This is a genomic window from Rhodococcus aetherivorans (assembly GCF_011058165.1).
Classification (GTDB): Bacteria; Actinomycetota; Actinomycetes; order Mycobacteriales; family Mycobacteriaceae; genus Rhodococcus; species Rhodococcus aetherivorans.
This window is the reverse complement of record NZ_JAALEG010000003.1, coordinates 124,952-150,898: the sequence shown is the minus strand read 5'-3', so window position 1 is coordinate 150,898 and position 25,947 is coordinate 124,952. Positions and strand designations below refer to the sequence as shown.

General features: G+C 73.0%; 25 protein-coding genes. 18 read left to right on the top strand and 7 right to left on the bottom strand.

What is annotated here, in order from left to right; translation table 11 throughout:
* Window positions 1–6 precede the first annotated feature (6 nt).
* On the top strand, window positions 7–1,311 hold the full coding sequence (locus G6039_RS02425; protein WP_006939562.1) for a sensor histidine kinase: 1,305 nt from the start codon (window positions 7–9) through the stop codon (window positions 1,309–1,311).
* An 82-nt stretch (window positions 1,312–1,393) separates the two neighbouring features.
* On the opposite strand, the gene G6039_RS02420 is transcribed toward G6039_RS02425, so the two are convergent.
* Entirely contained in the window at window positions 1,394–1,942 is a 549-nt protein-coding gene (locus tag G6039_RS02420; RefSeq protein ID WP_043801440.1) for a GtrA family protein, read from the bottom strand.
* 228 nt (window positions 1,943–2,170) lie between these two features.
* Between G6039_RS02420 and G6039_RS02415 the strand changes: the two genes are divergently transcribed.
* From G6039_RS02415 to G6039_RS02385, 7 genes are all read left to right on the top strand, one after another.
* On the top strand, window positions 2,171–3,373 hold the full coding sequence (locus G6039_RS02415; RefSeq protein WP_202917709.1) for a 5-(carboxyamino)imidazole ribonucleotide synthase: 1,203 nt from the start codon (window positions 2,171–2,173) through the stop codon (window positions 3,371–3,373).
* Complete coding sequence (purE, locus tag G6039_RS02410) at window positions 3,366–3,869, top strand: 5-(carboxyamino)imidazole ribonucleotide mutase (RefSeq protein ID WP_006939559.1); 504 nt, start codon at window positions 3,366–3,368, stop codon at window positions 3,867–3,869. The genes G6039_RS02415 and purE overlap by 8 nt, the downstream gene beginning before the upstream one ends.
* A 10-nt stretch (window positions 3,870–3,879) precedes the next feature.
* A complete protein-coding gene (locus G6039_RS31180; protein WP_043801443.1) occupies window positions 3,880–5,061 on the top strand; it encodes a sensor histidine kinase in 1,182 nt (393 codons plus the stop codon).
* Window positions 5,062–5,074: 13 nt separating this feature from the next.
* Window positions 5,075–5,797: a response regulator gene (locus tag G6039_RS02400; RefSeq protein ID WP_029544636.1), complete on the top strand. Its 723-nt coding sequence runs from the start codon at window positions 5,075–5,077 to the stop codon at window positions 5,795–5,797.
* Between the two features lie 142 nt (window positions 5,798–5,939).
* Window positions 5,940–6,704, top strand: coding sequence for an ABC transporter ATP-binding protein (locus G6039_RS02395; protein WP_043801445.1), 765 nt, complete (start codon window positions 5,940–5,942; stop codon window positions 6,702–6,704).
* A complete protein-coding gene (locus tag G6039_RS02390; protein WP_043801449.1) occupies window positions 6,704–9,172 on the top strand; it encodes an FtsX-like permease family protein in 2,469 nt (822 codons plus the stop codon). The genes G6039_RS02395 and G6039_RS02390 overlap by 1 nt, the downstream gene beginning before the upstream one ends.
* Window positions 9,173–9,182: 10 nt before the next feature.
* Window positions 9,183–9,569 (top strand): hypothetical protein, encoded by a 387-nt coding sequence (locus tag G6039_RS02385; RefSeq protein WP_373867499.1) that lies wholly within the window; start codon window positions 9,183–9,185, stop codon window positions 9,567–9,569.
* A gap of 12 nt (window positions 9,570–9,581) precedes the next feature.
* Here the strand turns inward: G6039_RS02385 and G6039_RS02380 are convergent, their stop codons facing one another.
* Window positions 9,582–10,289 (bottom strand): TIGR03089 family protein, encoded by a 708-nt coding sequence (locus G6039_RS02380; protein ID WP_043801451.1) that lies wholly within the window; start codon window positions 10,287–10,289, stop codon window positions 9,582–9,584.
* Window positions 10,290–10,303: 14 nt separating this feature from the next.
* Window positions 10,304–11,839 (bottom strand): LCP family protein, encoded by a 1,536-nt coding sequence (locus G6039_RS02375; protein WP_080688602.1) that lies wholly within the window; start codon window positions 11,837–11,839, stop codon window positions 10,304–10,306.
* Between the two features lie 201 nt (window positions 11,840–12,040).
* Between G6039_RS02375 and rfbD the strand changes: the two genes are divergently transcribed.
* From rfbD to G6039_RS02355, 4 genes are read left to right on the top strand one after another with little or no spacing between them, the layout of a single operon-like run.
* The gene (gene rfbD, locus G6039_RS02370) at window positions 12,041–12,901 is read left to right on the top strand and encodes a dTDP-4-dehydrorhamnose reductase (protein WP_043801472.1); all 861 of its coding nucleotides are present in this window, start codon (window positions 12,041–12,043) and stop codon (window positions 12,899–12,901) included.
* 36 nt (window positions 12,902–12,937) lie between these two features.
* Complete coding sequence (locus G6039_RS02365) at window positions 12,938–13,843, top strand: glycosyltransferase family 2 protein (protein WP_043801453.1); 906 nt, start codon at window positions 12,938–12,940, stop codon at window positions 13,841–13,843.
* A complete protein-coding gene (gene manB, locus G6039_RS02360) occupies window positions 13,840–14,925 on the top strand; it encodes a mannose-1-phosphate guanylyltransferase (protein ID WP_006942634.1) in 1,086 nt (361 codons plus the stop codon). The genes G6039_RS02365 and manB overlap by 4 nt, the downstream gene beginning before the upstream one ends.
* Before the next feature lie 17 nt (window positions 14,926–14,942).
* Complete coding sequence (locus G6039_RS02355) at window positions 14,943–15,698, top strand: SGNH/GDSL hydrolase family protein (RefSeq protein ID WP_043801456.1); 756 nt, start codon at window positions 14,943–14,945, stop codon at window positions 15,696–15,698.
* On the opposite strand, the gene G6039_RS02350 is transcribed toward G6039_RS02355, so the two are convergent.
* Genes G6039_RS02350 through cofD form a run of 3 tightly spaced genes read right to left on the bottom strand, consistent with a single transcriptional unit; the run spans window position 15,695 to window position 18,700 of the window.
* Window positions 15,695–16,330, bottom strand: coding sequence for an NUDIX domain-containing protein (locus G6039_RS02350; protein ID WP_164528055.1), 636 nt, complete (start codon window positions 16,328–16,330; stop codon window positions 15,695–15,697). The two genes, G6039_RS02355 and G6039_RS02350, sit on opposite strands and share 4 nt — an antisense overlap.
* Before the next feature lies 1 nt (window position 16,331).
* Window positions 16,332–17,708, bottom strand: a complete 1,377-nt coding sequence (locus G6039_RS02345; protein WP_037201795.1) for a coenzyme F420-0:L-glutamate ligase — start codon at window positions 17,706–17,708, stop codon at window positions 16,332–16,334.
* A 2-nt stretch (window positions 17,709–17,710) separates the two neighbouring features.
* The gene (gene cofD, locus G6039_RS02340; RefSeq protein ID WP_029544620.1) at window positions 17,711–18,700 is read right to left on the bottom strand and encodes a 2-phospho-L-lactate transferase; all 990 of its coding nucleotides are present in this window, start codon (window positions 18,698–18,700) and stop codon (window positions 17,711–17,713) included.
* Window positions 18,701–19,103: 403 nt separating this feature from the next.
* Between cofD and G6039_RS02335 the strand changes: the two genes are divergently transcribed.
* Window positions 19,104–19,367 (top strand): WhiB family transcriptional regulator, encoded by a 264-nt coding sequence (locus tag G6039_RS02335; RefSeq protein WP_170914112.1) that lies wholly within the window; start codon window positions 19,104–19,106, stop codon window positions 19,365–19,367.
* A 5-nt stretch (window positions 19,368–19,372) separates the two neighbouring features.
* On the opposite strand, the gene G6039_RS02330 is transcribed toward G6039_RS02335, so the two are convergent.
* The gene (locus tag G6039_RS02330) at window positions 19,373–19,867 is read right to left on the bottom strand and encodes a metallopeptidase family protein (RefSeq protein ID WP_037201001.1); all 495 of its coding nucleotides are present in this window, start codon (window positions 19,865–19,867) and stop codon (window positions 19,373–19,375) included.
* Between the two features lie 88 nt (window positions 19,868–19,955).
* Here G6039_RS02330 and G6039_RS02325 point away from each other — a divergent pair, with 88 nt between their 5' ends.
* The 5 genes from G6039_RS02325 to G6039_RS02305 all read left to right on the top strand — a co-directional run bounded on the left by G6039_RS02325 (window position 19,956) and on the right by G6039_RS02305 (window position 25,923).
* A complete protein-coding gene (locus tag G6039_RS02325; RefSeq protein WP_170914101.1) occupies window positions 19,956–20,351 on the top strand; it encodes a DUF3499 domain-containing protein in 396 nt (131 codons plus the stop codon).
* A gap of 72 nt (window positions 20,352–20,423) precedes the next feature.
* Complete coding sequence (locus tag G6039_RS02320; RefSeq protein WP_043802398.1) at window positions 20,424–21,791, top strand: phosphomannomutase/phosphoglucomutase; 1,368 nt, start codon at window positions 20,424–20,426, stop codon at window positions 21,789–21,791.
* Window positions 21,792–21,873: 82 nt separating this feature from the next.
* Window positions 21,874–22,959: a hypothetical protein gene (locus tag G6039_RS02315; RefSeq protein ID WP_043802402.1), complete on the top strand. Its 1,086-nt coding sequence runs from the start codon at window positions 21,874–21,876 to the stop codon at window positions 22,957–22,959.
* Entirely contained in the window at window positions 22,959–24,230 is a 1,272-nt protein-coding gene (manA, locus tag G6039_RS02310; RefSeq protein WP_006942657.1) for a mannose-6-phosphate isomerase, class I, read from the top strand. Before G6039_RS02315 ends, manA begins: the two co-directional genes overlap by 1 nt.
* Window positions 24,231–24,438: 208 nt before the next feature.
* Window positions 24,439–25,923 (top strand): amino acid permease, encoded by a 1,485-nt coding sequence (locus tag G6039_RS02305; RefSeq protein ID WP_006942659.1) that lies wholly within the window; start codon window positions 24,439–24,441, stop codon window positions 25,921–25,923.
* Window positions 25,924–25,947 lie beyond the last annotated feature (24 nt).

Genomic DNA, 25,947 nt, shown 5'->3' with positions numbered 1-25,947 from the left:
ACCGGAGTGCGCCGCCGAATCCTGTTCGCGGTCCTCGCGGGCTCGCTGCTCGTGGCCCTGCTGCTCGGAGTCCCGCTCGCCTACACCGCCTGGCTGTTCGTCGAGGACACCGCGCGCAGGGACCTGCAGGACCGGCTCGACCGCATGTCCGCGGAGATCATCGCCCAGGAGGGCGCCGACGGCCTGGTCGTCGGCGGCCTCGACACCAGTTCGCTGCGGCTCGTCGTTCCCGACGGCGGCCGCCTCCTCGTCGTCTACCCGACCCCCGAGGACGCCGCGGCCCGCCTCGACATCGGCGCCGCCGCAGTCCCGAACCCCCTGGTCGAGTCCCTGTCGATGGGAACGTCGGGATCCCTGCGGCTCGAGGCGCCGTCCGAGGACATGCGCCTGCTGCAGCGGCAGGTCCTGGTCGGGGTGACGCTGCTGGTGCTGCTGTCCATGGCCGTCGGCGCCGTCGTCGCCGTCGTCACCGCGCGGCGGCTGGCCGACCCTCTGCGCGACGTCGCGGCGCGGGCCCGCCGGCTGGCCGAGGGCGACTTCCGGCCCGATCCACGCCGGCACGGCATCCCGGAACTCGACCGCGTCTCGGACGTCCTCGACGCCGCGACCGTGGAGATCGCCGGGCGCCTGCAGCGGGAGCACGCCCTCGTCGGCGACGTCTCGCACCAGTTGCGGTCCCGGCTGACCGCGGTGCGGCTGCGCCTCGACGAGCTGTCCACCCACGCCGACCCGGCCGTCGTCGAGGAGGCGGAGGAGGCGATGCGCCAGGTGGACCGGCTCACCACCGCCATCGACGAGCTGGTCCGCGCGTCCCGTAACAGCGGCTCCGAGCTGCGCACCGAGGTGTCCGTCGTGGGGGAGCTGGCGGGGGTGATCGCGGACTGGCGGGGGCCCTACAAGGAGGCGGGCCGGGAACTGCTGCTGAGCGGGGATCCGTCGCTGCGCAGCCGCGTGACCGGATCCCGGCTGCGCGAGGCCGTCGCGGTGCTGGTCGACAACGCCCTCATGCACGGCGGTGGAACGTGCACGGTGTCCGTGCGGCGGGTATCGACCCACGGCGGCGGATCGACCGTGTGCGTGGAGGTGACCGACGAGGGTGACGGCGTCAGCGACGAGCTGGCCCCGCACATCTTCGACCGCGGCTTCTCGGGTACCGGCTCGACCGGGGTGGGCCTCGCGCTCGCCCGTGCCCTGACCGAGGCCGACGGCGGGCGCCTGGAACTGCAACGCCGGCGGCCCGCCCTGTTCGCCCTGTTCCTCGGCTCGACCCGCGACGAGTCCGCCCCCGCGGGGATCCGGGAACCACGCTGACCCGCGGCGGCGGGGACCGGATTCGGCTGACCCGCGGCGGCGGGGACCGGATTCGGCTGACCCGCGGCGGCGGGGACCGGACTCAGGAGTGTCCCAGGCCTTCCTCGGCGAGTTCCTCGTGCTCGGGAATGTCGTCTCCGCCGGGGTTCATCTCCTCCGGGAACACGAAACGGCGGAAGCACCAGAACCGGAAGATCATCTGCAGCAGATTGCCGATGAGATAGGCGCTGACGAAGTCGGCGATGTTCTCCATGGTGAGGCTGACGTTCGGCACCCGCAGGTCGAACACGTAGCTCGAGATCCACAACGGGATGAAGCTGAGGACCACGCCGATGCCGCTGACGGCGAAGAACAGCAGCGCCTCGTGGTGCCGCTCCCGGCCGCCCCGGTTCTTGAACGACCACTCCCGGTTGAGGACGTACGAGCAGATCACGGCGATCACCCCGGCGATGACCTTGGCGGTCACCGGCTTCTCCTCGAGCACCGTGAGCTTGAGGGTGTAGAAGATGACCGAGTCGACGACGAAGGTGGTGCCGCCGACGATCGCGAACTTGATCAACTCGTGGTGCCGCAGCAACAGGCCCCGCAGAGGCTCGGGGACTCGGTTCACGGCAGCATCGACGAAAGACACCCGGACGAGTCTACGAAACCGGGATCCGAACACACGAACCCGCGGGCGGTTTATCAGCTTTACCACAGGAACGACGGGGTGTCGCGCGGGAGCGCGGCGCCGCGCCCGCCGCCCGCTGTGACACCATGGTGAGCCGTGACCGCTACACCCCCGGACTCGGCCGCCGCGACTCCCGCCTCCGCGGCCGGCGACGCCCCTTCGCACCCTCCCCGCACGCTGCCCACCGGTATGCCGGTCGTCGCGATGGTCGGCGGCGGCCAGCTCGCCCGGATGACCCACCAGGCCGCGATCGCGCTCGGCCAGACCCTGCGGGTGCTGGCCGCGAGCCCGGACGATCCGGCCGCGCGGGTCAGCCCCGACGTGGTGCTCGGCAGCCACACCGATCTCGACGCGTTGCGCAGTGCCGCGACCGGCGTCCACGCCTTGACCTTCGACCACGAGCACGTGCCCACCGAGCATCTCGAGGTGCTCCAGCGTGAGGGCGTCAGCGTGCAGCCGCCGCCGCAGGCCCTGATCTACGCGCAGGACAAGCTCGCGATGCGCCGGCGCCTCGCGGAGCTCGGTGCCCCGGTGCCGCCGTTCACCGAGCTCACCTCGGTCGACGACCTCACCGCGTTCGGCGACGAGCACGGGTGGCCCGTCGTGATCAAGTCGGCGCGCGGCGGCTACGACGGTCGCGGTGTGTGGATCACCGACGACGTGGACGAGGCGCAGCGGATCGTCGCCGAGCAGCTCGCGGCCGGGGTGCCGCTCATCGCCGAGGAGAAGGTCTCGTGGCGGCGGGAGCTGTCCGCGATGGTCGCGCGCTCGCCGTTCGGGCAGGGCGCGAGCTGGCCCGTGGTCGAGACCGTGCAGTTGAACGGGCAGTGCGCCGTCGTCATCGCGCCCGCCCCGAACCTGCGGGCCGACATCGAGGCCGGCGCCGAGCAGCTGGCCCTGCGCATCGCCGCCGAGCTCGGTGTGGTCGGAGTCATGGCGGTCGAACTGTTCGAGACCGAGACCGGCGAGCTGATCGTCAACGAGCTCGCGATGCGGCCGCACAACTCCGGGCACTGGGGCATGGACGGCGCCCGCACCGGGCAGTTCGAGCAGCACCTGCGCGCGGTGCTGGACTACCCGCTCGGCGACACGTCACCGATCGCCCCGGTGACGGTGATGGCGAACGTCCTCGGCGCCCCCGAGGCGCCCGCGATGAGCATGGACGAGCGGCTGCACCACCTGTTCGCCCGGATGCCCGACGTGCGTGTGCACCTCTACGGCAAGGGCGAGCGCAAGGACCGCAAGATCGGGCACGTCAACGTGCTCGGGGACGCGTCCGGGTCGATCGACGACCCGCAGTACGTGGCGGCGGTGCGCGAACGCGCGGAACGCGCGGCGCACTGGCTCTCGCACGGAGTGTGGACCGACGGATGGGATTCTCACGGTGACTGACGGAGCACAGGTCGGCCTGATCATGGGCAGCGACTCGGACTGGCCGACGATGGAGGCCGCCGCCGAGGCGCTCGTCGAGTTCGGCATCCGCTTCGAGGTGGGGGTCGTCTCGGCCCACCGCACCCCGCAGCGCATGCTCGACTACGCCCGCGACGCCGCCGGACGCGGCATCAAGGTGATCATCGCCGGCGCCGGTGGTGCCGCCCACCTTCCGGGCATGGTCGCCTCCGCGACCCCGCTCCCGGTGATCGGCGTGCCCGTCCCGCTGAAGTACCTCGACGGCATGGACTCGCTGCTGTCGATCGTGCAGATGCCTGCCGGGGTGCCTGTCGCGACCGTCTCCATCGGCGGCGCCCGCAACGCCGGCCTGCTCGCCGCCCGTATCCTCGGCGCGGCCGACCCCGCGCTGCGGGGCCGGATGGAGCAGTTCCAGGCGGGCCTCGAGCAGATGGTGCTCGAGAAGGACGACGCGTTGCGGCGGAAGCTGCTGGGCTGACGGCCGCGCCGTGCCCGCCCCCACTCGCCTCGAGCGGTGGTACCGGTGGAGCGGCACCCACACCGGCACCATCGACGCGGTCCTGGCCGCTCTGCTGACCGCCTTCGGGTTGCTCGTCGTCGCCACCTCCGAGCCCGGCTGGTGGGACGCGGTCCTCGTGCTCGTCCTGAGCGTGCCGCTGGCGTGGCGGCGCACCCGGGTGGTGCCGGCCACGGCCGTGGTCGCCGCCGCCGCGTTCGTGCACCTGGCGACCGTGCCGACGGTCAGCCCCGTCGCCCCGGTGGCCGTCCCGGCGGCGGTCTACGCCCTCGCCGCCTACGGCCCGCGGTGGGCGAGCACCCTCGGCCTCGCCGCGGCGGTCGCCGGCGGTGCCCTCGCGGGCATCCGCTACCTCGGGAACATCGAAGACCGCTCCGCCCTCGGCATGGCCGTGTCCGCGGTGTTCGTGGTCGTATTCCTCGCCGGGGCATGGGCGTTCGGGCGTATCCGGAATCTGCGCCTGGAGGAGATGGCGAACCTCAGCGAGCGCAACCGCCTTCTCGAACTCGAACGGGAGAAGGAGACCGAGCTCGCCGCGCTCGGCGAGCGCACCCGCATCGCCCGGGAGATGCACGACATCGTCGCGCATTCGCTGACCGTCGTGATCGCCCAGGCCGACGGTGGCCGGTACGCCGCCCCGCAGCACCCCGAGGGGGCCGTGTCCGCGCTGACGGCCATCGCCGACACCGGCCGGCGCGCGTTGAGCGACATGCGCTCGCTGCTGGCGGTGCTGCGCGAGGACGGACCCCGCGAGTTCCGCGTCGCACCCGGGCCGGACGACCTCGACGAGCTGATCGCCGATCTGCGGGGCGGCGGGCTCGACGTCGAGTTCACGGTCACCGGTCCGCGGCGCGACCTGCCCGCGGGCACGGGCCTGACCGTGTACCGCATCGTGCAGGAGGCGCTGACCAACGTGCTGCGGCACGCCGGCCCCCGCGCCCACGTCCGTGTCCGCCTCGCATGGCTGCCCGAACGCGTGGAGGTGGAGATCGTCGACAACGGTCGCGGCGCGGCGGCCCTCGTCGAGCCCCGCCCGGGCGGGCAGGGACTGATCGGCATGGCGGAACGCGCCCGGCTGCACGGCGGCGCCGTGTCCGCCGGTCCGGCGCCGGGCGGCGGCTACCGTGTCCATGCGCTGCTTCCGTACCACTGACAGGAGAGAGACCGTGCCGGACTCGGGCCCGGAGCCGAGACCCGTCCGGGTCGGTCTCGTCGACGATCAGCACCTCGTGCGGGCCGGCTTCCGGATGGTGCTCGACTCGCAACCGGACCTGACGGTGGTCGCCGAGGCGGCGGACGGGCACGCCGCCCTCGACGCGCTCGCACGGGCCGAGACGGACGTGGTGCTGATGGACGTGCAGATGCCCGGCCTGGACGGGATCGAGACCACCCGCCGGCTGCTCACCCGCCCGCACGCGCCGAAGGTGGTGATGCTCACCACCTTCGACACCGAGGAGTACGTCGTCTCCGCGCTCGGCGCGGGCGCGAGCGGGTTCCTGCTCAAGGACGCGCCGCCGGAGGATCTGCTCGCCGCGGTCCGCACGGTGCACCGCGGCGACGCGGTGATCGCGCCCCGCGCCACCCGCCGTCTGCTGCGGCACGTCGGTCCGCTGCTCGGGGGCGACGGCGCGCCCGATCGTCGTCCGGCCGTGCGGGTTCCGCCGGAGTTGACCCCGCGTGAGCTCGAGGTGCTCGTCGCGATGGCGCACGGCCTCACCAACGCCGAACTCGCCGAACGCTTCGTGCTGTCGGAAGCCACCGTGAAAACGCATGTGGGGAGGGTGCTTTCGAAGACAGCGTCGCGGGACCGCGTGCAGGCGGTGCTGTTCGCGTTCCGTGCGGGACTGGTCCGGCCGGAGGATCTGCTCGGCGCGGCGGACGGACCGTGAACCTGCGGGCGCACGGCTGCGCGGCTCCGGCCGTCCGCCCGTCGTGGTCGCGGCCGGTCATACCACGGTAGGACCCGCGGCGGCCGGAAGATCCGCCCGCGCTCCGATGTGCCGGTGCGGCGCGGTTCCTAGCGTCGACGGCATGGACGACAACGATGTGGGAACCGCCGCCGTGCGTGCGGAAGAGCTGGTGAAGGTGTACGGCCGGGGCGACGCCGAGGTGCGTGCGCTCGACGGGGTGAGCGTGGCCTTCGAGAAGGGAGCCTTCACGGCGATCATGGGGCCGTCGGGATCCGGGAAGTCCACCCTCATGCACTGTCTCGCCGGGTTGGACACCGCGACCTCGGGGCGGATCTTCCTGGGGGACGACGAGATCAGCGGGGCAGGGGACCGGCGGCTGACCGAACTACGGCGCGACCGCATCGGATTCGTCTTCCAGGCGTTCAACCTGCTGCCCGTGCTCACGGCCGAGGAGAACATGCTGCTGCCGATGCGGCTGGCCGGGCGGCGACCGAGCGACGAATGGCGCGACCACGTCGTCACCCGCCTCGGCCTCGACGGGCGGCTGCGGCACCTGCCGCACGAACTGTCCGGCGGCCAGCAGCAGCGGGTCGCCGTCGCGCGGGCCCTGCTGCCCCAACCCGATGTGGTCTTCGCCGACGAACCGGCCGGGAACCTCGACTCCCGCTCCGGGGCGGAGGTGCTCGGCCTGCTGCGGGCGAGCGTGCGCGAGACCGGTCAGACCGTCGTCATGGTCACCCACGACCCGGTGGCCGCGTCCTACGCCGACCGCGTCGTGCTGCTCGCGGACGGCCGGCCCGCCGGCGAGATCGCCGCGCCCACGCCCGACACCGTCCTCGACACGATGCGCCGCCTCGGCACCGCCGCGCTCCAGGAGGTGCGCTGATGCGACGGCTGGCGCTCGCCCAGGCCCGGGCACACGCCGGCCGGTACCTCTCCTCGGTCCTCGCCGTCCTCGTCGCGGTCGCCTACGTCGTGACCACTCTCGTCCTCGGAGACACGGTGCGCGCCGGGGTGACCGATTCGCTCTCGGCCCAGTACCGCGGCACCGACGCCGTCGTCACCGCGCCCGAGTCGCCGCCGGCGCCCGTCGAGCGGCCGCAGGAGCTCGCGGCCCGGGTGGCCGCGGTGCCCGGCGTGAGCGCCGTCGCGGTGGACCTGACCGCGCCGGTGCGCTACACCGGTCCCGAGGGTGTGCCCTCGTACGCCGACGTCACCTCCGTCGGGGGCGACGAGGCCCTGCGCTGGCAGCGGCTGGCCGACGGCCGATGGCCCGCCGCCGATTCCGAGATCGCGGTCGGTTCGACCACCGGTGTGCCGCTCGGCACGGTCCTGACCGTGACGGATGCCGAGGGCGGCGAGCCCGCGACCGTGACGGTGGTCGGGCAGGTCGATCTGGCCGGAACCCCGCAGGCCGCGGACGCGGCGGTGTTCGGGACCGGAGCGCAGGTCGACCGATGGGCCGGCGGCGCACCGGGGTGGGAACTGCGCCTGGCGGGGGACGGCACCGTCACCGCCGCCGACCTCGTCGACCGGGTGTCCGAGGCGCTGCCCGGATGGACCGTCCGGACCGGCGCCGAACGGTCCGCCGCAGTGGCCGCGCGCTACTTCGGCGACGCCGACCTGCTGCGCAACGTGCTGCTCGCGTTCGGTGCGATCGCCGTCGTGGTGTCCGCGCTCGTGATCGCCAACACCTTCGCGGTCGTGCTCGCCGCCCGCACCCGGGAACTGGCCCTCATGCGCTGCGTCGGGGTCACCGCCGCACAGGTACGGCGCAGTGTCCTGCTCGAGGCGCTGCTCGTCGGCGCCGTGGCCTCGGTTGCGGGCGTCCTCGCCGGAATCGGGCTCGCCGCGGCGGTGGTCGCGGCGGCCCGGGCGTGGGACGCACCGCTGCCCATCGGATCGCTCGCCGTCGGGCCCCTCACCGTCCTCGTCGGCCTGCTCGTCGGCATCGTCGTGACGGTCCTGGCCGCCACCGGCCCCGGACGGGCCGCCACCCGCGTCGCGCCGCTGGCCGCGCTCCATCCGATGGAGAGCACGCCGGAGCCGGCACGGTCGTCCTGGTTGCGCCGCATCGTCGCGACGGTCGGCCTCGTCGCCGGGGCCGTGCTGCTGACCGCGGGCGTCCTGGGAGTCAACGTCCTCGTCGCGTGTGCGGGCGGGCTGCTCGCATTCGTCGGATTCCTCGCCGCGACCCGGCGCATCGTCCCGGCGGTCGTGCAGGGTGCGGGGCGTGCCCTGGCGCGGATCGGCGGGCCCGTGGGCGAGCTCGCCGCCGGCAACGCGGGCCGCAATCCGCGCCGCACCGCCGCCACGGCAACCGCGCTGATCCTCGGCGTCACCCTCACCGCGACGATCGTCGTGGGCGTGGCCACGGTGAAGGCGAGCGCGCCCGCGGCCATCGACGGCCAGTTCCCCGTCGACGTGACCGTCACGGCCGCCGGCGACGAGGGCCTTCCGGCGGGCCTCGGCGAACGCCTGCACACGATCGACGGGGTCGCGGAGACCGCGGACCTGCAGGCGGTCACCCTCGCCGTCGGCGGAGTGGACCTGCGCGTGCTCGGCGTGGATCGGGTCGACGTCGGCCGCACCCTGCGCACCGACATCACGCTGCCGGGACCGGGGGAGATCGCCCTGTCGCCCGACGAGCGTGCCGGACGCGGCGTGTCCGCGGGTTCCCGGCTCGACGTCGCCGGAGAGCGGGGGCGTCGGACCCTCACCGTGGTCGACGGCACCGAGGGCGCCCCGGCCCTCGTCGACGACGCCGACCTGCCCGCGCTGACCGGGGCGACGCGCACCGAGGCGGTGTGGCTGCGGCTGGCCGACATCGACGACGACGCGGCGATCGCCGCCGCGCAGCGCGCCGTCACGAGCGCCGCGGCCGAGGCCGCCCCGGGCAGCGAGGTCGGCGGCGCCGTCGCGATGCGCCGCACCATCGAGCAGGTGCTCGACACGATGCTGCTCGTGGTGGGCGGCCTCCTGTCGGTCGCCGTGCTCATCGCCCTGATCGGCGTCGGCAACACCATGGCCCTGTCGGTGCTCGAGCGGCGCCGGGAAACGGGACTGCTGCGGGCCGTCGGGCTCGGCCGCGGCGGCATCCGGTCGCTGCTCGTGCAGGAGGCGCTGCTCGTGGCAGGGGTGGCCTCGGGCCTCGGCGTCGCGCTCGGACTGATCCTCGGTGTCGCCGGGACCGCGTCGGTGTTCGGCGTGGACAAGCTCGTCCTGCCGTCGGTGCCGTGGCTGCAGCTGCTGGGGATCGTCGTCGCCGGCGGCGTGGCCGGTGTGGTCGCGGCGCTGCTTCCGGCGCGGCGCGCGGCGGCGGTGTCGCCGGTGGAGGCACTGTCGGCCGGATAGGCTCGGGCCCGTGAGCCCCCGCGACGCGCGTGCCGACCTGCAACGGTCGCGCGCGTCGCGGGGCGACGCGCAGGCCCGGGCGGTGACGGCCCTGGCCCTGCTGTGGGCCCGGGTGTGGGGCGGCCGCGTCGGCTTCGACGACGAGTTCGGACTCTACGTGTGCACCGGGATGCGCGGCGGCTACGCCCGCTCGGGCACGACGATCGGCGGGGTGTTCCTCACCGGCCGGCCACCGTCGCGCCGGATCCTGCGGCACGAGGCGGTCCACGCCGATCAGTGGGCGCGGTACGGGGCGGGATTCGCCGTCCGCTACGTGTGGGAGGAGCTGCGCCACCCGGGTGCCCGCAACCGGTTCGAGATCGAGGCCGGCCTCGCCGACGGCGGCTACGTCGCCTGAGCCTGCCGCGCGTCAGCCGTTCAGCCGGGCGGTGACCTTCTCGCTCTCGACCCGTCGGTCGGTGGCGGCGGGATCCGGGTTGCTCACCTGCACCAGCGACGCGCCGACGGCGAGGACGGCGAGCAGGCCGTCGATCAGCGCCTGCGGGGTGCCCCAGTCGCGGCTCGACAGCACCCGGTCCGCGCCGGTGATGCCGGCGGCCGCGGCCGCGTCCCGGGCCGCCGCGATCACCTCGCCGGCCGTCCGTCCGTCGAGCACCGGTCCGCCGTCCCCGGCGGAGCGGAACTGGTCACCGTGCACCCGCACGTGCGTCGCGTAGTCGGTGACCCCCACCGGCAGGTCCGGCACGGGCCGGCCGAACGCGTCGAGCGAGAGGACGGCGACCTCGGCGACGTCCGCGACATCGTCGAGACGGTCCGCGCTGACCAGCGCGAGGTCCGCGTCGTCGGGTTCGAGCACCACCTCGGCGCCGGCCCACCATGCGCCGAGCAGGACCGCGGCACTCTGCCAGTGAGCCGGGAGCAGGACGGCCACCCGGCCGCCGGGCAGCAGACCGAACTCGTCGCGCACCATGTTCGCCGTCTTGGCGGCCCAGTTCGCCAGGGTGACCGCGGACAGCTCGATCCGGGCGCCGGACGCGTCGTCGTACCACGTGATGCGGGGGCCGGCCGGGTCGGCGGCCAGGATCGGATCGAGCAGGGTGTCGGTCAGGGTGGTCACAGCTTCCTCGTTCCTCAGTTCACGCAGCGGGGGCCGGCGGAGCCGGCGTCGATCGGCGGGGCGGCCGGGACGGACGTCGGGGTGGCCCCGGCGCTCACGAGATCCGATCCGGAGGCCACGGAGGTGACGTTCGCATCCGTGCCCGGCCCCGCGTAGTCCGCGGTGAGCACCACCCGCACCGTGTCGGCGTCGAGCGACGGGTCGGCGGCGGTGGCCAGGCCGCCGAGCGCCTCCGCGACGGCACGCGCCTGGTCGGACTCGGGGTCGGCGGCGAAGACCGTCGACTCGTCCACCGCGCGGCCGGTGTGGTTGCCGACGCCGCCCTCGACGAAGCCGTCGCCGACGAGCACGGCCGCGACGCGGGAGGCCAGGCCGCCGACACCACCGGCGTTGGCGACATCCACCGTGATCGTGCCGGCATCGACCTCCGGTGCCGCGCTCGTCGTCGGCTGCGACCCGTCGTCGCCGGAGCCGGGATCGACGAGGTCGGCGACGAAGCGGCGCACCTCCTCCGGATCCACCTGCACCACGGATTCGCCGTAGTCGGTCATCGCGTTGAGGTCCTGGACGGGGATCGTGGAGAACTGCACGGCGCCGCCGGCGAGGTCCTGCATCCGGGTCGCCAGGTCGAGGATGTCCCAGTCGGAGTCCAGGACCACCGACCTCTGCACGGCCGCGCTGAGCTGGTTCAGCTTGGACGGGTTGCTCAGCGTCTTCGCGCTGAGCACCTTCTGTACGAGTGAGGCCATGAACACCTGCTGGCGCACGATTCGGTCCAGGTCGCCGCGCGGCAGGTCGTGGCGCTGCCGGACGAAGCTCAGGGCGTCCGCGCCGTCGAGGGTCTGCTCGCCGGCGGGGAAGTTCGCCCCGGACAGCGGCTCGTCGACGGGGTTGTTCAGGCACACGTCGACGCCGCCGACGGCATCGGTGAGCAGCACGAACCCGAGCAGGCCGACCTCGGCGTAGTGGTCGACGGTGACGCCGGTCAGGTCGACGACCGACTCGACCAGTGCCTCCCGGCCCGCCTGCGTGGCCGCCTTCTCGGCGGCCGCATCGGACTCGCCGGCCTCGACGAGCCGCAGCCGCTCGGTCTCCTTGGTGGCGCCGAACGCGGCGTTGATCTTCGACATCCCGATGTCGGGCACCTCGACGTAGGTGTCGCGCGGGATGGAGATGGCGGTGGCCGAGGTGCCGTCGAGCGGCACCCGGACCAGGATGATCGTGTCGGTGTTGTTGGCCACTTCCTCGCCGGCCCGCAGCGCGTCGAGTTCGCGCTGGGACAGCGGATTGCCGTGCGCGTCGGTGCGGCTGTCGGTGCCCACCAGGAGGATGTCGAGGGCGCCGTCCCGGCCGTCGCCCAGGGTGAGCCCGCCCACCGTGGCGAGCGACGAGCGCAGCGAATCGATGCCGCGCCATGCGACGCCGGTGACGACCAGGGTGAGCGCCGCGGCGACGCTGACGGCGATCCGCAGCGGGCGGCCGCGGAAGACCCCCGATCCTCCCCCCGCGTCGCGCGCCGGCACTCGGCGTGTGGGCGGCTCTGGCGGCACCTGGCGGTCCTCTCGTCGGGCGTCGGCGGTCGCACCCAGGCTACTGCCGAGACCGCGGCCCTTGTGGCACCCGCCGCGGCGTGCCCGGCTCGTACCGGGTGACAGCCGCGACGGCTACCGGGTGACAGCCGCGACGGCTACCGGGTGACAGCCGCGCCGGCTACCGGGTGACAGCCGCCCCGGCGTGCCAGACTCGTGCCCGTGCAGACCGTTCTCGTCACCGGAGCCCGCGGACAGCTGGGCCGTCACCTGCTCACCCGCGGCGCCGCGGCCGGCCTCCCGATCCGGGGCGTCGGCGCGGAGGAGGCGGACATCACCGATCCGGATGCCGTCGCCGCGCTCGTCGAACCGGGCGCCGTCGTGCTCAACTGCGCCGGCTACACCGCCGTCGACGCGGCCGAGACCCATGTGGAGGACGCCACCGCGGTCAACGAGTGGGGACCGGCCCATCTGGCCGCCGCGTGCGCCGCCGCCGGAGCGCACCTGATCCACGTGTCCACCGACTACGTGTTCGCCGGCGACGGGGACCGCCCGTACCGGGTCGGCGATCCGACCGGGCCCCGGACCGTCTACGGCCGTACCAAGCTCGCGGGGGAGCGCGCGGTGCTCGACCGGTTGCCGACCGCCCACGTGGTGCGCACCGCGTGGCTCTACACCGGCGAGGGCAACGACTTCGTCGCGACGATGCTGCGGCTCGAACGCGAACGCGACACCGTGCGCGTCGTCGACGATCAGGTCGGCTGCCCCACCTACGCCGCCGATCTCGCCGACGGCCTCCTCGAACTCGCCACCCGCGCCGGTGCGGTGCCCGGCGGGGTCCTGCACGCGACGAACTCCGGGCAGGCCAGCTGGTTCGACCTCGCCCGTGCGGTGTTCGCCGAGGCGGGTGCCGACCCGGGCCGCGTGCAGCCCTGCGGCAGCGACGAGTTCGTGCGGCCCGCGCCCCGCCCGGCGTACTCCGTCCTCGACGGCAGCGCGTGGGCCGCGGCCGGGCTGACGCCGCTCCGGCCGTGGCGGCCCGCGCTGCACGCCGCGATCGGCGCCCTGCGGGCCAGGGCGTGATTCGGCGGGACCGCGCCCGGCGGCTAAGGTGACGGCGTGAGTTCGAAGCTGACCGTGGTGACGGTGACCTACTCGCCCGGTGAGCATCTGGAGCACTTCCTGACCTCTCTGACCGGCGCGACGAACCTGCCCACCCAGGTGATCCTGGCGGACAACGGGTCCACCGACGGCGCCCCCGAAGACGCCGCGGCCCGGCACCCGAACGTGCGGCTGCTGCACACCGGCGGCAACATCGGCTACGGCGGGGCCGTCAACCGGGCCGTCGCGGAGGTCGATCCGGCGGAGGAGTTCGTCGTCGTCGCCAATCCCGATGTGCGCTGGGGACCCGGGTCGCTGGACCGGCTGCTCGAGGCGGCGCGTCGCTGGCCGCACGCGGCGTCCCTCGGCCCGCTGATCTACGAACCCGACGGCACCGTCTATCCGTCGGCGCGCTCGGTGCCCGGGCTGGTCTCCGGCGCCGGGCACGCGCTGCTCGGCACGGTGTGGCCGAAGAACCCGTGGACGCAGCGGTACCGGCAGGAGAACGAGACCGTGTCCGAACGCCCGGTGGGCTGGCTGTCCGGGTCGTGCCTGCTGGTGCGGCGGGCGGCGTTCGACGCGGTCGACGGCTTCGACTCGCGCTACTTCATGTACATGGAGGACGTCGATCTCGGCGACCGGTTCGGCCGGGCGGGCTGGCTCAACGTGTACGTGCCCTCGGCAGAGGTCACCCACGCGAAGGGGCACGCCGCAGGACGGCATCCCGAACTCATGCTGCCGGCCCACCACGACAGCGCGTACCGGTTCCAGGCGGACCGGCACCCGCATCCGTGGCAGGCGCCGCTGCGGTGGGCGCTGCGGGCCGGGCTCGCCGCCCGGTCGAGGATGTCGGTGGCCGCGGCGGCACGCGAACGGGCGCGGGCGGCCGAGGCGGGCAACACCACGGAACAGGGGACACGATGACGAACGATGCTGCGCCGCACACCGATGCGGTGATCCTGGTGGGCGGGCAGGGGACCCGGCTGCGGCCGCTGACCCTGTCCGCGCCGAAGCCGATGCTGCCCACCGCCGGCGTGCCGTTCCTTACGCACCTGCTCACGCGTATCCGTGCGGCCGGCATCAAGCACGTGGTGCTCGGAACATCCTTCAAGGCGGAGGTGTTCGAGGACTACTTCGGTGACGGCTCGGAACTGGGTCTCGAGATCGAGTACGTCACCGAGGCGGAGCCGCTGGGCACCGGCGGCGGCATCCGCAACGTGCTGCCCAGGCTGCGCGCCGACAACGTCATGGTCTTCAACGGTGACGTCCTCGGCGGCACGGATCTCGGTGCGGTGCTCGACACGCACCTGCGCACCGACGCCGACGTGACGCTGCACCTGGTGCGCGTGGGCGACCCCCGCGCGTTCGGGTGCGTGCCCACCGACGAGGAGGGCCGGGTCACCGCGTTCCTGGAGAAGACGCAGGATCCGCCGACGGACCAGATCAACGCCGGCTGTTACGTCTTCAAGCGCGAGATCATCGAGTCGATCCCCGAGGGTCGTCCGGTCTCCGTGGAACGTGAGGTCTTTCCGTCCCTGCTGGCGGAGGGCAAGCGCGTGTACGGGCACGTCGACGCCGCCTACTGGCGGGACATGGGCACGCCGGAGGACTTCGTGCGCGGCTCGGCAGACCTGGTGCGCGGCATCGCACCGTCGCCCGCGCTCGGTGGGCAGCGCGGCGAATCCCTCGTCCATCCCGGTGCCTCCGTCGCGCCCGGTGCCCTGCTGATCGGCGGCACCGTCGTCGGCCGCGGCGCCGAGATCGGCGCCGGCGCACGCCTGGACGGCGCGGTGATCTTCGACGGCGCGAGGGTGGAGGCCGGTGCGGTGATCGAGCGGTCCATCATCGGATTCGGGGTCCGGGTCGGTCCCCGCGCCCTGATCCGCGACGGGGTGATCGGCGACGGCGCCGACATCGGGGCGCGCTGCGAGCTGCTGCGCGGCGCCCGGGTCTGGCCCGGTGTGCAGATCCCCGACGGGGGGATCCGTTTCAGCACCGACGTGTGAGCACGGGGGGTCCACGAATGAAGTTCGAACGGTATGTGGCGCTGGGTGATTCGTTCACCGAAGGCGTCGGGGACCCGGATCCGGCCCGGCCCAACGGGTTGCGCGGCTGGGCGGACCTCGTCGCCGAGGAGCTCGCCCGCGACAACCCCGGGTTCGGGTATGCGAACCTCGCCGTGCGCGGACGGCTGCTGCGCCCGATCCTCGACGAGCAGCTCGACGCGGCGATCGCGATGCGACCCGACCTGGTGACGATCTACGCCGGTGGCAACAACCTCATGCGCCCGAAGCTTGACCTCGACGCGTTGGCGGCCGAGTACGACGACGCGATCGGCAAGCTTGCCGCCACGGGTGCGCGAGTGCTCGTGTGGACGGCCTACGACGGCAGCTGGGCGCCGGTGTTCGGGGTGCTGCGCGGCCGCTGGGCCGTCTACAACGAGCTGGTCCGGGCGATCGCCGACCGCCACGGTGCGGCGATCGTCGACTTCTGGCGGTTCGACGAGTACCGCGACCTGCGGATGTGGGATTTCGACCGGCTCCACATGTCGCCGGCCGGGCACCGGAACATGGCGATCCGCGTGCTCGATCTCCTCGGTGTGTCGCACACGCTCACCCCGGCCGAATTCGATGCCGCGCCGGTGGTCTCGGCGGCGAAGCAAGCCGAGGACCGCCGGTGGGCACGCGAATTCCTGATTCCCTGGGTCGGGCGGCGCCTGCGCGGCACCTCCTCGGGCGACGGCATCGAACCGAAACGCCCCACGCTGCAACCGGTCTAACGGCCCGCCCCGGTGCGTACGGCGGGGCCCGCCCCGGTGCGTACGGCGGGGCCCGCCCCGGTGCGTACGGCGGGGCCCGCCCCGGTGCGTACGGCGGCGAGGCCGAGCAGGTGCCCGAGGGTGTCGTGCTCGGCCTCCGGCGGCAGCGCGTCGACCGGCCACCAGCGCAGGTCGGTCGATTCCGCGCTGCGGACGGGCACGGCCCCGGGCGGCGCGACGACGAGGAACCGCAGGTCCAGGTGCCGGGTCGGGCGGCCCAGCGAGCAGGTGATCGGATGGGTGTGCGCCGAGAGCAGTTCCGGATCGATGACCAGGTTCTCGATGCCGGACTCCTCGGTCGCCTCCCGCAGCGCCGCCCCGACGACCGTCTCGTCGGATTCCTCGCAGTGCCCGCCGAGCTGGATCCACCGCCCCACCCGGGGATGCAGGGTGAGCAGCACGTGCCGGCGGTCGGCGTCGAGCACGAGCGACGACGCCGTGACGTGTCCGGGCACGTGCCTGCGGAGGCACCCCTCGGGCGCGGCGTCGAGGAACGCGAGCATGGTGTGCCGCAGCGACTCCGCGTCCGCCGAGTCGGTCCGCCAGGTCTGCAGCCGGTCGACGGCCGAGGCGTGCAGCGTGGACGCGGTCACCTCAAAGCTCCAGCAGCAGGTCGCCGGCCGCGGGGGCGACGCGCGGTGTCGCCGGCTCGAGGGGGTGCCCGACCGCGATCGCGCCGAGCGGCGACCAGTCCCCGGGCAGGCCGAGTTCACGCCGCACGACGTCCGGGGCGAAGATCGTCGACCCGATCCAGCAGCTGCCGAGCCCGCGCACGGCGAGCGAGACCAGCAACCCCTGCACGGCAGCGCCGGCGGCGACGGTGAACATCGTGGCCTCGGCAGCGGTGCGGCGGGCGTCGGGGTAGCTGTGTGCGCCGTCGGGAACCCAGAACGGGATCACCATTTCGGGGGCGCCGTAGAGGATGGCGCCGCGGCCGACCCGGCGGTCGATCGCCGCCGGGTCGAGCCCGTCGCCGGCGAGGTCGGCGGCCCAGCGTTCGCGCATGCGGTCGAGCAGCCGCCGGCGGACCTGCTCGGTGCGGACCCAGACGAACCGCACCGGGTGGGTGTGGTGCGGCGCCGGAGCGGTGAGCGCCTCGGCGACCGCGTCCCGCAGATCCTCGGGATCGACCGGTTCCGAGGAGAATTCGCGCACCGACCGGCGCAACAGCAGCGCCTCACGGCGGCCCTGCTCGAGTGCCTCGGCGGTGCCGAGCCAGAACAGGTCGTCCTCCCCGCCGCGGATCAGTTCCTGTGCGGTGGAACCGTTGTCGGGCAGGTCGAGACCGCGGACCACCGCGACCGGTACCCCGCCCAGCTTGCCCTTGACGAGGTCGCCCGCGGCGGCGATCTCGTCGGCGACGGCGACGGAGGTGACGAACAGCTCGTTGCCCTGCGCGTCCCGGGATCCGGCATATTCGTGCAGGACCGGGATCCCGGCCGCACCGATCGCGGCGTCGGTCTGGCCGACGCGCCAGGCCCGGCCCATCGTGTCGGTGACGACCACCGCGACCGTCACGCCGAGCAGGGTCCCCAGGCGCTCCCGCAGCGCCGCGGCGCTCGCGTCCGGGTCCTCGGGCAGCAGGGCGAGCTCGGACGCGGCGACGTTGGAGCCGTCGATCCCGGAGGCTGCCTGCACGATCCCGAGCCGGTTCTCGGTGATGAGGGTGCGGCCCTTGCGGGCGAGCACGCGTACGGCCTCCTGGTCGACGAGGCGGCGCCGGAGCGTGTCGCGGGCCTCGGGATCGGTGGGGGCGTCGACGATGCGGCCCTCGACCTTGGAGAAGACCTTGCTGGTGACGACGAGGACGTCCCCGTCGGCGAGCCAGGGTGCGGCGGTGGCCACTGCGGCGGCGAGGTCGTCGCCGGGCCGGAACTCGGGCAGGCCCGGCACCGGGAGGATCTCGATCGGCCGCCCGGGGGAGTGGTCGCGCACTCCGGCGGCGGTCCCGGTGGCCGTGTCGGTGGGCATGGTCACGGGGTCACTCCTGCCAGTTCTAATGCGGCGCGAGCCATCTCGGCTGTCGCGTCCGGATCGGTCATGAGCAGCGGCACGCTGCGCACCTCGACGCCGGGCACATCGGCGGTGTCGGTGGAATGGATCAGCCACCCGTCGAGCAGGCCCGCGCCGCTGCGGGCGCCGTAGTGCCGCCCGACGCCCTGGGCGGTCGACTCGACGCCGATCACGTCGAGGCAGGCATCGGCCATGCCGCGCAACGGCTTTCCGTCGATCACCGGCGAGAGGCCGACGATCTTCGCGGACGTGGTGCGCAGCGCGCCGCGCAGGCCGGGGATCGCGAGGAGCGCGCCGATGCTCACCACCGGGTTCGACGGGGCGAGGATCACCACGTCCGCCGATTCGATCGCCGCGAGCACTCCGGGAGCGGGGGCGGCCTTCTCGGCGCCGATGTGCGCGAAGCTGTGCGTGGGGACCTGCGCGCGGTGCCGGACCCACCATTCCTCGAAGTGCACGGCGCGCTGCTCGCCGTCGGCCGGATCGGTGATGACCACGTGGGTCTCGCTGCGGTCGTCGGAGACCGGGAGCAGGGTGACGCCGGGCTTCCACCGGTCGCACAGGGCCTCGGTCACGGCCGAGAGCGGGTATCCGGCGCTCAGCAACTGGGTGCGCAGCAGGTGGGTCGCGATGTCGCGGTCGCCGAGACCGAACCAGTCGGGTGTGGCGCCGTAGGCCGCCAGCTCCTCCTTCGCGTGCCAGGTCTCGTCGGCCCGGCCCCATCCGCGTTCGGTGTCGATCCCGCCGCCGAGGGTGTACATGCACGTGTCCAGGTCGGGGCAGATCCGCAGCCCGTGCATCCAGACGTCGTCGCCGATGTTGACGATCGCGGTGACCCGGTGTGCGGCGTCGGGGTCGAGGTCGCGGCCGGGTTCGATGCCGAGGAGCCGGCGCACGCCGGTGAGAAAACGCGCACCTCCGACGCCGCCGACCAATACAGTCACGTTCACAGGGCAAGCCTAGGCGGTGCGCCGGGTGGGCTGCCGGGGTGCCTGCGCGCCCGGGCGGCGGGTGCGCACCGGCACGGTGGAGAACCCCGGATGGTAAGGCAGCGGCGCCGCTCGGCTTGACCGCGACACGCCCCACGTGTCTAATCACATAAGTGTCATTTCCAGTGAACCGGGGCCGAGATCGGTTGTGGTGAACTGCATTCGAACGCATGTTCGACCGGGGATGGCGCGGAGTGGGCCGGTTTCGACGAGAGTTGCAGCGCTGCAGGTGAGGAGGCGAACGATGGCCGACGAGCGCGAATGGTTCGAGAGCTCTCGGATCGACACTGCAGGCATCGACACTGCAGGCGAGGACGTTCGGGACGATATCGACGGCATCGGGGGGGACGCGCCCGCGCGACCCGTGCTCAGCCTGATCGATGGTTTCGGCGACCCGTCCGACGGTGGCGACGAACAGTGGCAGGAACGCGCGCTGTGCGCGCAGACGGATCCCGAGGCGTTCTTCCCCGAGAAGGGCGGATCGACCCGGGAGGCGAAGCGGATCTGCTTGGGCTGCGAGGTCCGGGACGAGTGTCTCGAATACGCGCTGGCCAACGACGAGCGCTTCGGCATCTGGGGCGGTCTGTCGGAGCGGGAGCGCCGGCGCCTCAAGCGCGGCATCGTCTGAGGACGTCAGTCCTCGTCGAAGCCGCCGAGCTCGGGGTCGATGACCTCGGGTTCCACGCCGAGGTAGGTGGCGACCTGGTGCACGAGCACGTCGTGGACCAGATCGGTGAGATCCTCGGGATCCTTCGCCCGCAGTTCGAGCGGGCGGCGGAAGAGCACGATCCGGGCCCGCGTCGCGGCGCCGCGGCGGTCGATCCCCGCGGGCACGAGTCGCGACAGCGGCACCGGACCGTCCGCGACCACCTCCGACGGCCAGTTCACCGAGTCGGGGTCGAGGGCGCGGATCTTGGGCACCTCGTCGACGGCGATATCGAGCTTGGTCAGCCGGTCGTGCCACTGCGCGTCGATCGGGGCGAACGCCCCCAGCACGAGCAGGTCGAACTTCTCCGCCCGTGAGCGCCACGCCGGCAACTCGTGCGGGAACAACGGCCCGCGCACGCCGCGGCCGCGTCGCGCGACCGAGCGGGACGTCACGGGGCGGGAACGGCGCGATCGGTGCATGCTCTGGACAGTACGACACGAAAATCCGTACCGGGTTCTCCGGTGTGTCCGGATAGTCCCCGGGCGGACGGCGCGCTACTCTCCGACTGTGAGATCACTGCGTCGATGCTGCCGGCCTGGGTGCAAGAACCCTGCTGTTGCGACGCTGACCTACGTGTACTCGGACTCCACCGCGGTCGTCGGTCCGCTGGCGACGGTCGCCGAGCCGCACTCGTGGGATCTGTGCGAATCGCACGGCTCGCGGATCACCGCGCCGAAGGGGTGGGAGCTGGTCCGGTACGAGGGTGCCTTCACCACCGGCACTCCGGACGAGGACGACCTGACCGCCCTGGCCGAGGCGGTGCGTGAGGCCGGTCTCGGCGAGCGTGCCCGAACCGACTCCGACGACACCGATTCCGGTGTCCCCACGGCGCTGGCCGCGCCGCCCACGGCCCGCACCGGCCGCCGTGGCCACCTGCGCGTGTTGCCCGATCCCACGTCCTGATCGTCGCCCACTAGGCTGACCGTGCCCCGCCGCGGAGGCGGCGGTGCCAGTCGACGATCAGGAGCAGCAACAGTGGCGAGATCTGCCGAGTCCGTGTCCGCCGTGGTCAAGGCATACGACGTGCGTGGCGTGGTGGGAGAACAGCTCGATGCGGGGTTCGTCCGTGATGTCGGAGCCTCCTTCGCTCGCCTGATGCGCGACGGCGGCGCCACCCGCATCGTGATCGGCCACGACATGCGCGAATCGTCCCCGCAGCTGTCGCAGGCCTTCGCCGCCGGCGTCACCGCCCAGGGACTCGACGTCGTGCACATCGGACTCGCCTCCACCGACCAGCTGTACTTCGCCTCCGGCATCCTCAAGGCCCCCGGCGCCATGTTCACCGCGAGCCACAACCCGGCGCGCTACAACGGCATCAAGCTGTGCCGGGCCGGGGCGAAGCCGGTCGGGCAGGAGACCGGCCTCGCCACCATCGCCGCCGAACTCGTCGCCGGCGTCCCGGACTTCGACGGCGCCCCCGGCACCGTCTCCGAACGGGACGTGCTCGCCGACTACGCCGCGTTCGTCCGCTCGCGGGTGGAACTGTCGGCGATGCGCCCGCTGAAGGTCGCCGTCGACGCCGGCAACGGCATGGGCGGGCACACGGTGCCGGCGGTGTTCGGCGCGCTCCCGATCGACCTCGTGCCGCTGTACTTCGAACTCGACGGCACCTTCCCCAACCACGAGGCCAACCCGCTCGATCCCGCCAACCTGGTGGACCTGCAGAAGCTCGTGCGCGAATCCGGTGCCGACCTCGGACTCGCCTTCGACGGCGACGCCGACCGCTGCTTCGTCGTCGACGAGCGCGGCGAGCCGGTCACTCCGTCGGCGGTCACCGCGCTGGTGGCCGCGCGGGAACTCGCCAAGGAACCCGGGTCGACGATCATCCACAACCTCATCACCTCGCGCGCCGTGCCGGAACTGGTCGCCGAACTCGGCGGCAAGCCCGTCCGCACCCGCGTCGGGCACTCGTTCATCAAGCAGCAGATGGCCGAGACCGGGGCCGTGTTCGGGGGGGAGCACTCCGCGCACTACTACTTCCGCGACTTCTGGGGCGCGGACTCGGGCATGCTCGCCGCGCTGCACGTGCTCGCCGCGCTCGCCGGGCAGGACCGGCCGCTGTCCGAGCTGATGGCCGGCTACGACCGGTACGCGGCGTCCGGGGAGATCAACTCCACCGTCGCCGACGCCGCGGAGCGCACCGCCGCCGTGCTCGAGGCATTCGGCGATCGTGCCGAATCGGTCGACCGGCTCGACGGCGTCACCGTCGACCTCGCCGACGGCGCCTGGTTCAACCTGCGCGCCTCCAACACCGAGCCGCTGCTGCGGCTCAACGTCGAGGCCCGCACCGCCGAACAGGTCGACGCGCTGGTGAGGGAAATCCTGGCAATCGTGCGCGCGTGACGGAAGTATCCGTGGCGGGGATAATCGAGTTCCCGGGGCCCGGCGCCGGGACGGTTCGAGTCGGAAGGATGGTGGCGCAGCCATGACGGCTCCCTCTTCGTTCCTCGACTTGGACGACACGGACGCCCTGATCGACGCGGACGTCGACGGGATCCTGCGGTTCGCCGCGCTCGGTGGGGCCCAGATCCGGGCCACCGCCGCGGCCGTCGACGAGCAGATCCTCGACCGCCTGCACGGCCTGCACCCCCGCAGCGTGGTGCTCGTGTGCGGCGACGCGCGCGCCGCGCGCGCGGGCGAGCTGGTCGTCGCGATGCTTGCGGCCCGCTCGGCTGTGCCGCTGGTCACGGCCCCCGTCACGCCGCCGTGGGTCGGCCCGCTCGACGTCGTCGTCGTCGCGGGCGACGACGCGGGCGACCCGCAGCTCGCCGAGTCGGTCGCCGCGGCCCTGCGGCGCGGGGCCGAGGTGGTCGTCGACGCCCCGGACGAGGGGCCGATCCGGGCGGCGACCGCCGGCCGTGCGACGCTGCTGCCCCCGCGGATCCGGGTGCCGGTGGCGTACTCACTCCTGCGGCACCTCGCCGTGTTCCTCGCGGTGGTGGTCGCGATGGAGGCCACCCGCACGGCGGGCGCGGTTCCCCCGCTGGCCGACCTCGCCGATTCGGCGGACGCGGAGGCCGGTCGCGACCAGCCGGGCAGCGAGGTGTTCCACAACCCGGCGAAGGCGCTCGCGGCCCGCATCCAGTCGCGTCGGGTGGCGCTGGCCGGCGACTCCGCGGTGACGGCCGCGCTGGCCCGGCACGCCGGGGAGTCCCTGTTGCAGGTGGCCGGGGTGATCGCGTCGGCGTCGGCGTTGTCGGACGTCCTCGCCGCCCGGGACCGGCTCATCGCGAGGCCGTCGGCGAGCGGGGAACCCTACGATCCGTTCTTCCACGACGAACAGCTCGACGGGCCGGTGCCCGCACCCCCGGCGCGGGTGTTCGTGCTGAGCGTGGAGGAGGATCGGCGGCAGGCGGAGCGGCGCGCGGCAGCGCTGCCGGACATGGAGTTGGTATCGGTGGTGGGGGAGTTCGAGGCGAAGGCGGTGCCGCCGGTGCCGGAGCAGGTGGCGGTGCTGGCCGTGCGATTCGAGATGGCCGCGGCCTATCTGCGGTTGGTCGGTGGTTGCTAGTGCTCCGACTCGAAGGTGCGCTGCGTTCGTATGCCTGGGGTTCGCGCACCGCGATCGCGGCGCTGTGCGGCCGTACCGTGCCGTCCGCACATCCGGAGGCGGAACTGTGGCTCGGTGCGCATCCCGCGGACCCGGCGCGCGTGGTGAGCGCCAACGGCGACAGCCCGGGCGGGAGCGCATCGCTGCTCGACGTGCTCGAGGCCGATCCGGGCGGGCATCTGGGGCCGGCGACACTGAGCCGGTTCGGACCCCGGCTGCCGTTCCTGCTCAAGTTGCTCGCCGCCGAGGAGCCACTGTCGTTGCAGGCCCATCCGAGCGCCGAACAGGCCGCCGAGGGCTTCGCCCGGGAGGAGGCCGCGGGCCTGCCCCTCGAGTCGCCGGTGCGGAACTACCGCGATGCGAGCCACAAGCCCGAACTCGTCGTCGCGCTCACCCGCTTCGAGGCGCTCGCCGGTTTCCGGGATCCGCACCGCACCGTCGAGCTGCTCGGCGCCCTCGAGGTTCCCGAGCTCGACCCGTACATCGGGTTGCTCGCCGGGCAGCCCGACTCGGACGGCCTGCGGGCGCTGTTCACCATCTGGATCACCCTGCCGCAGTCGGTGCTGTCGGCGTTGCTGCCGCGGGTGCTCGACGGCTGCGTGACGTACCTGGCGACGCACAACGGCAACGGCACGGCCTCGTTCGCCGAGGAGGTGCGGACCGTGCTGCAGCTGGCCGAGTTCTACCCGGGCGACGCGGGGGTGCTCGCTGCGGTACTGCTCAACCGGATCACCCTCGAGCCGGGACAGGGCCTGTTCCTCGCCGCCGGGAACCTGCACGCGTACCTGCACGGCATGGCCGTGGAGATCATGGCCAACTCGGACAACGTGCTGCGCGGCGGCCTCACGCCGAAACACGTCGACGTGCCGGAGTTGCTGCGGGTGCTCGATTTCCGTCCCGTGGATGTGCCGATCCTCGAACCGGAGCCGTCCGGGCCGGGCGAGGTGCGCTACCGGACTCCGGCCCCGGAGTTCGCGCTGTCACGCGTCGACGTCGCCGCCGGCTCCGGTGCCGCACCGGACGCCGTCACCCTGCCGCCGTGCGGCCCGCAGATCCTGTTGTGCACCGCCGGGGTGGCCGGGGTGGAATGCGGTGGGCGGAGCCTGCAGCTGTCGGCCGGCCAGGCGGTGTGGCTGTCGGCCTCCGACCCGGCCGTCACGGTGCGGGCGGCCGGCGAGCCGGCGCAACTGTTCCGCGCGCGGTTGGCGGACACCGGCGCTCCCGTCGACTAGCAGAAACACGCTCGTTTCCGATCGATGAGGGGGTGCTGTTCTCCCTCGGCTCGTTGTCCGCGATCGACGACCCGATGCCCGGGTCGGGGCCGTCGTCCCCGCCGTTCGGCTGATCCACCTCGAGCCCGACCTGTTCCGTACCCCTGTGGCTTAGGCTTGGGAGGGCGCCACTCCGGGTACTTCCGCTCCGGAGAAAGGGGAGTGCCCGATGACCGAGACCGGCGGCGTATCCCGCAGCGGACTGTTCCGGACCAAGTCGGTGGAGCGATCCATCCTCGACACCGACGAACCGGATTCCCGTCTGCGCAAGGACCTCACAGCGTGGGACCTGATCGTGTTCGGCGTGGCCGTCGTCATCGGCGCCGGCATCTTCACCCTCACGGCCCGGACGGCCGGGAACGTCGCCGGCCCGTCCGTGTCCCTCGCGTTCGTGCTCGCGGCTGTGGCCTGCGCGCTCGCGGCGCTGTGCTACGCCGAGTTCGCGTCGACCGTGCCCGTCGCCGGGAGCGCCTACACCTTCTCCTTCGCGACGTTCGGCGAGTTCGTCGCATGGATCATCGGCTGGGACCTCATCCTCGAGTTCGCTCTCGCCGCCGCCGTGGTCGGCAAGGGCTGGTCGCTGTATCTCGGCGAGGTGCTCGGCGGCCTGTCGCCGGTGGCTTCTCTCGGGCCCGTGAAGGTGGACTGGGGTGCGATCCTGATCGTCGTGGTGATCGGCGTACTCGTAGCCACAGGCACGAAGCTCTCCTCGCGCGTGTCGCTGGTGATCACCTCGATCAAGATCGCCGTCGTCCTGTTCGTTGTCGCGCTCGGCGTCTTCTACATCGACACCGACAACTACACCCCGTACGTCCCGCCGTCGGAATCTGCCTCGACCGGTGAGGGCCTGCGGCAGTCGCTGTTCTCGTTCCTCACCGGGGCCGGGGGCAGCACGTTCGGGTGGTACGGCCTGCTCGCCGCGGCGAGCCTGGTGTTCTTCGCATTCATCGGGTTCGACGTGGTCGCCACCACCGCGGAGGAGACGCGGCATCCCCAGCGGGCCGTGCCCATCGGGATCCTGGGCTCCCTCGCGATCGTCACCGTGCTGTACGTGGCGGTGAGCCTCGTCCTCACCGGGATGGTGAACTACAAGGAACTGGCCGGAGACGAGTCGACGCTCGCGACGGCGTTCGCGCTGAACGGGATGGACTGGGCCAAGAACCTCATCTCGGTCGGTGCCCTCGCCGGCCTGACCACCGTCGTGATGGTCCTGATGCTGGGCCAGACCCGGGTGCTGTTCGCGATGGCACGCGACGGCCTCGTCCCGCGACGGTTGTCGCACACCGGCCGGCACGGTACCCCGGTGCGGACGACCGTGCTGGTGACGGTCGTGGTTGCCGTCCTCGCCGGCCTCATTCCGCTCGGCACCCTCGAGGAGATGGTCAACATCGGGACGCTCTTCGCGTTCGTCCTGGTTTCGATCGGGGTGATCGTGCTGCGCCGGACCCGTCCGGATCTCGAGCGCGGATTCCGGGTGCCCGCGGTGCCGCTCGTGCCGATTCTCGCGGTACTCGCGTGCGTGTGGCTGATGGCCAACCTGTCGGTGGAGACGTGGTTGCGGTTCGTGGTGTGGATGGTGATCGGCGTGGTCGTCTACTTCACCTACAGTCGCCGGCACTCGGTACTGGCGGAACCGGCGGCGCCGCGCCGCTAGCTCCATTCGTGTTGACGGGACCCG

Coding starts and splice junctions, on each gene's coding strand:
- G6039_RS02415 (WP_202917709.1), top strand. CDS start 2,171: ATGCCGGTCGTCGCGATGGTCGGCGGCGGCCAGCTCGCCCGGATGACC.
- G6039_RS02395 (WP_043801445.1), top strand. CDS start 5,940: ATGGACGACAACGATGTGGGAACCGCCGCCGTGCGTGCGGAAGAGCTG.
- G6039_RS02390 (WP_043801449.1), top strand. CDS start 6,704: ATGCGACGGCTGGCGCTCGCCCAGGCCCGGGCACACGCCGGCCGGTAC.
- manB (WP_006942634.1), top strand. CDS start 13,840: ATGACGAACGATGCTGCGCCGCACACCGATGCGGTGATCCTGGTGGGC.
- G6039_RS02355 (WP_043801456.1), top strand. CDS start 14,943: ATGAAGTTCGAACGGTATGTGGCGCTGGGTGATTCGTTCACCGAAGGC.
- G6039_RS02345 (WP_037201795.1), bottom strand. CDS start 17,708: ATGCCCACCGACACGGCCACCGGGACCGCCGCCGGAGTGCGCGACCAC.
- G6039_RS02330 (WP_037201001.1), bottom strand. CDS start 19,867: ATGCACCGATCGCGCCGTTCCCGCCCCGTGACGTCCCGCTCGGTCGCG.
- G6039_RS02315 (WP_043802402.1), top strand. CDS start 21,874: ATGACGGCTCCCTCTTCGTTCCTCGACTTGGACGACACGGACGCCCTG.
- G6039_RS02305 (WP_006942659.1), top strand. CDS start 24,439: ATGACCGAGACCGGCGGCGTATCCCGCAGCGGACTGTTCCGGACCAAG.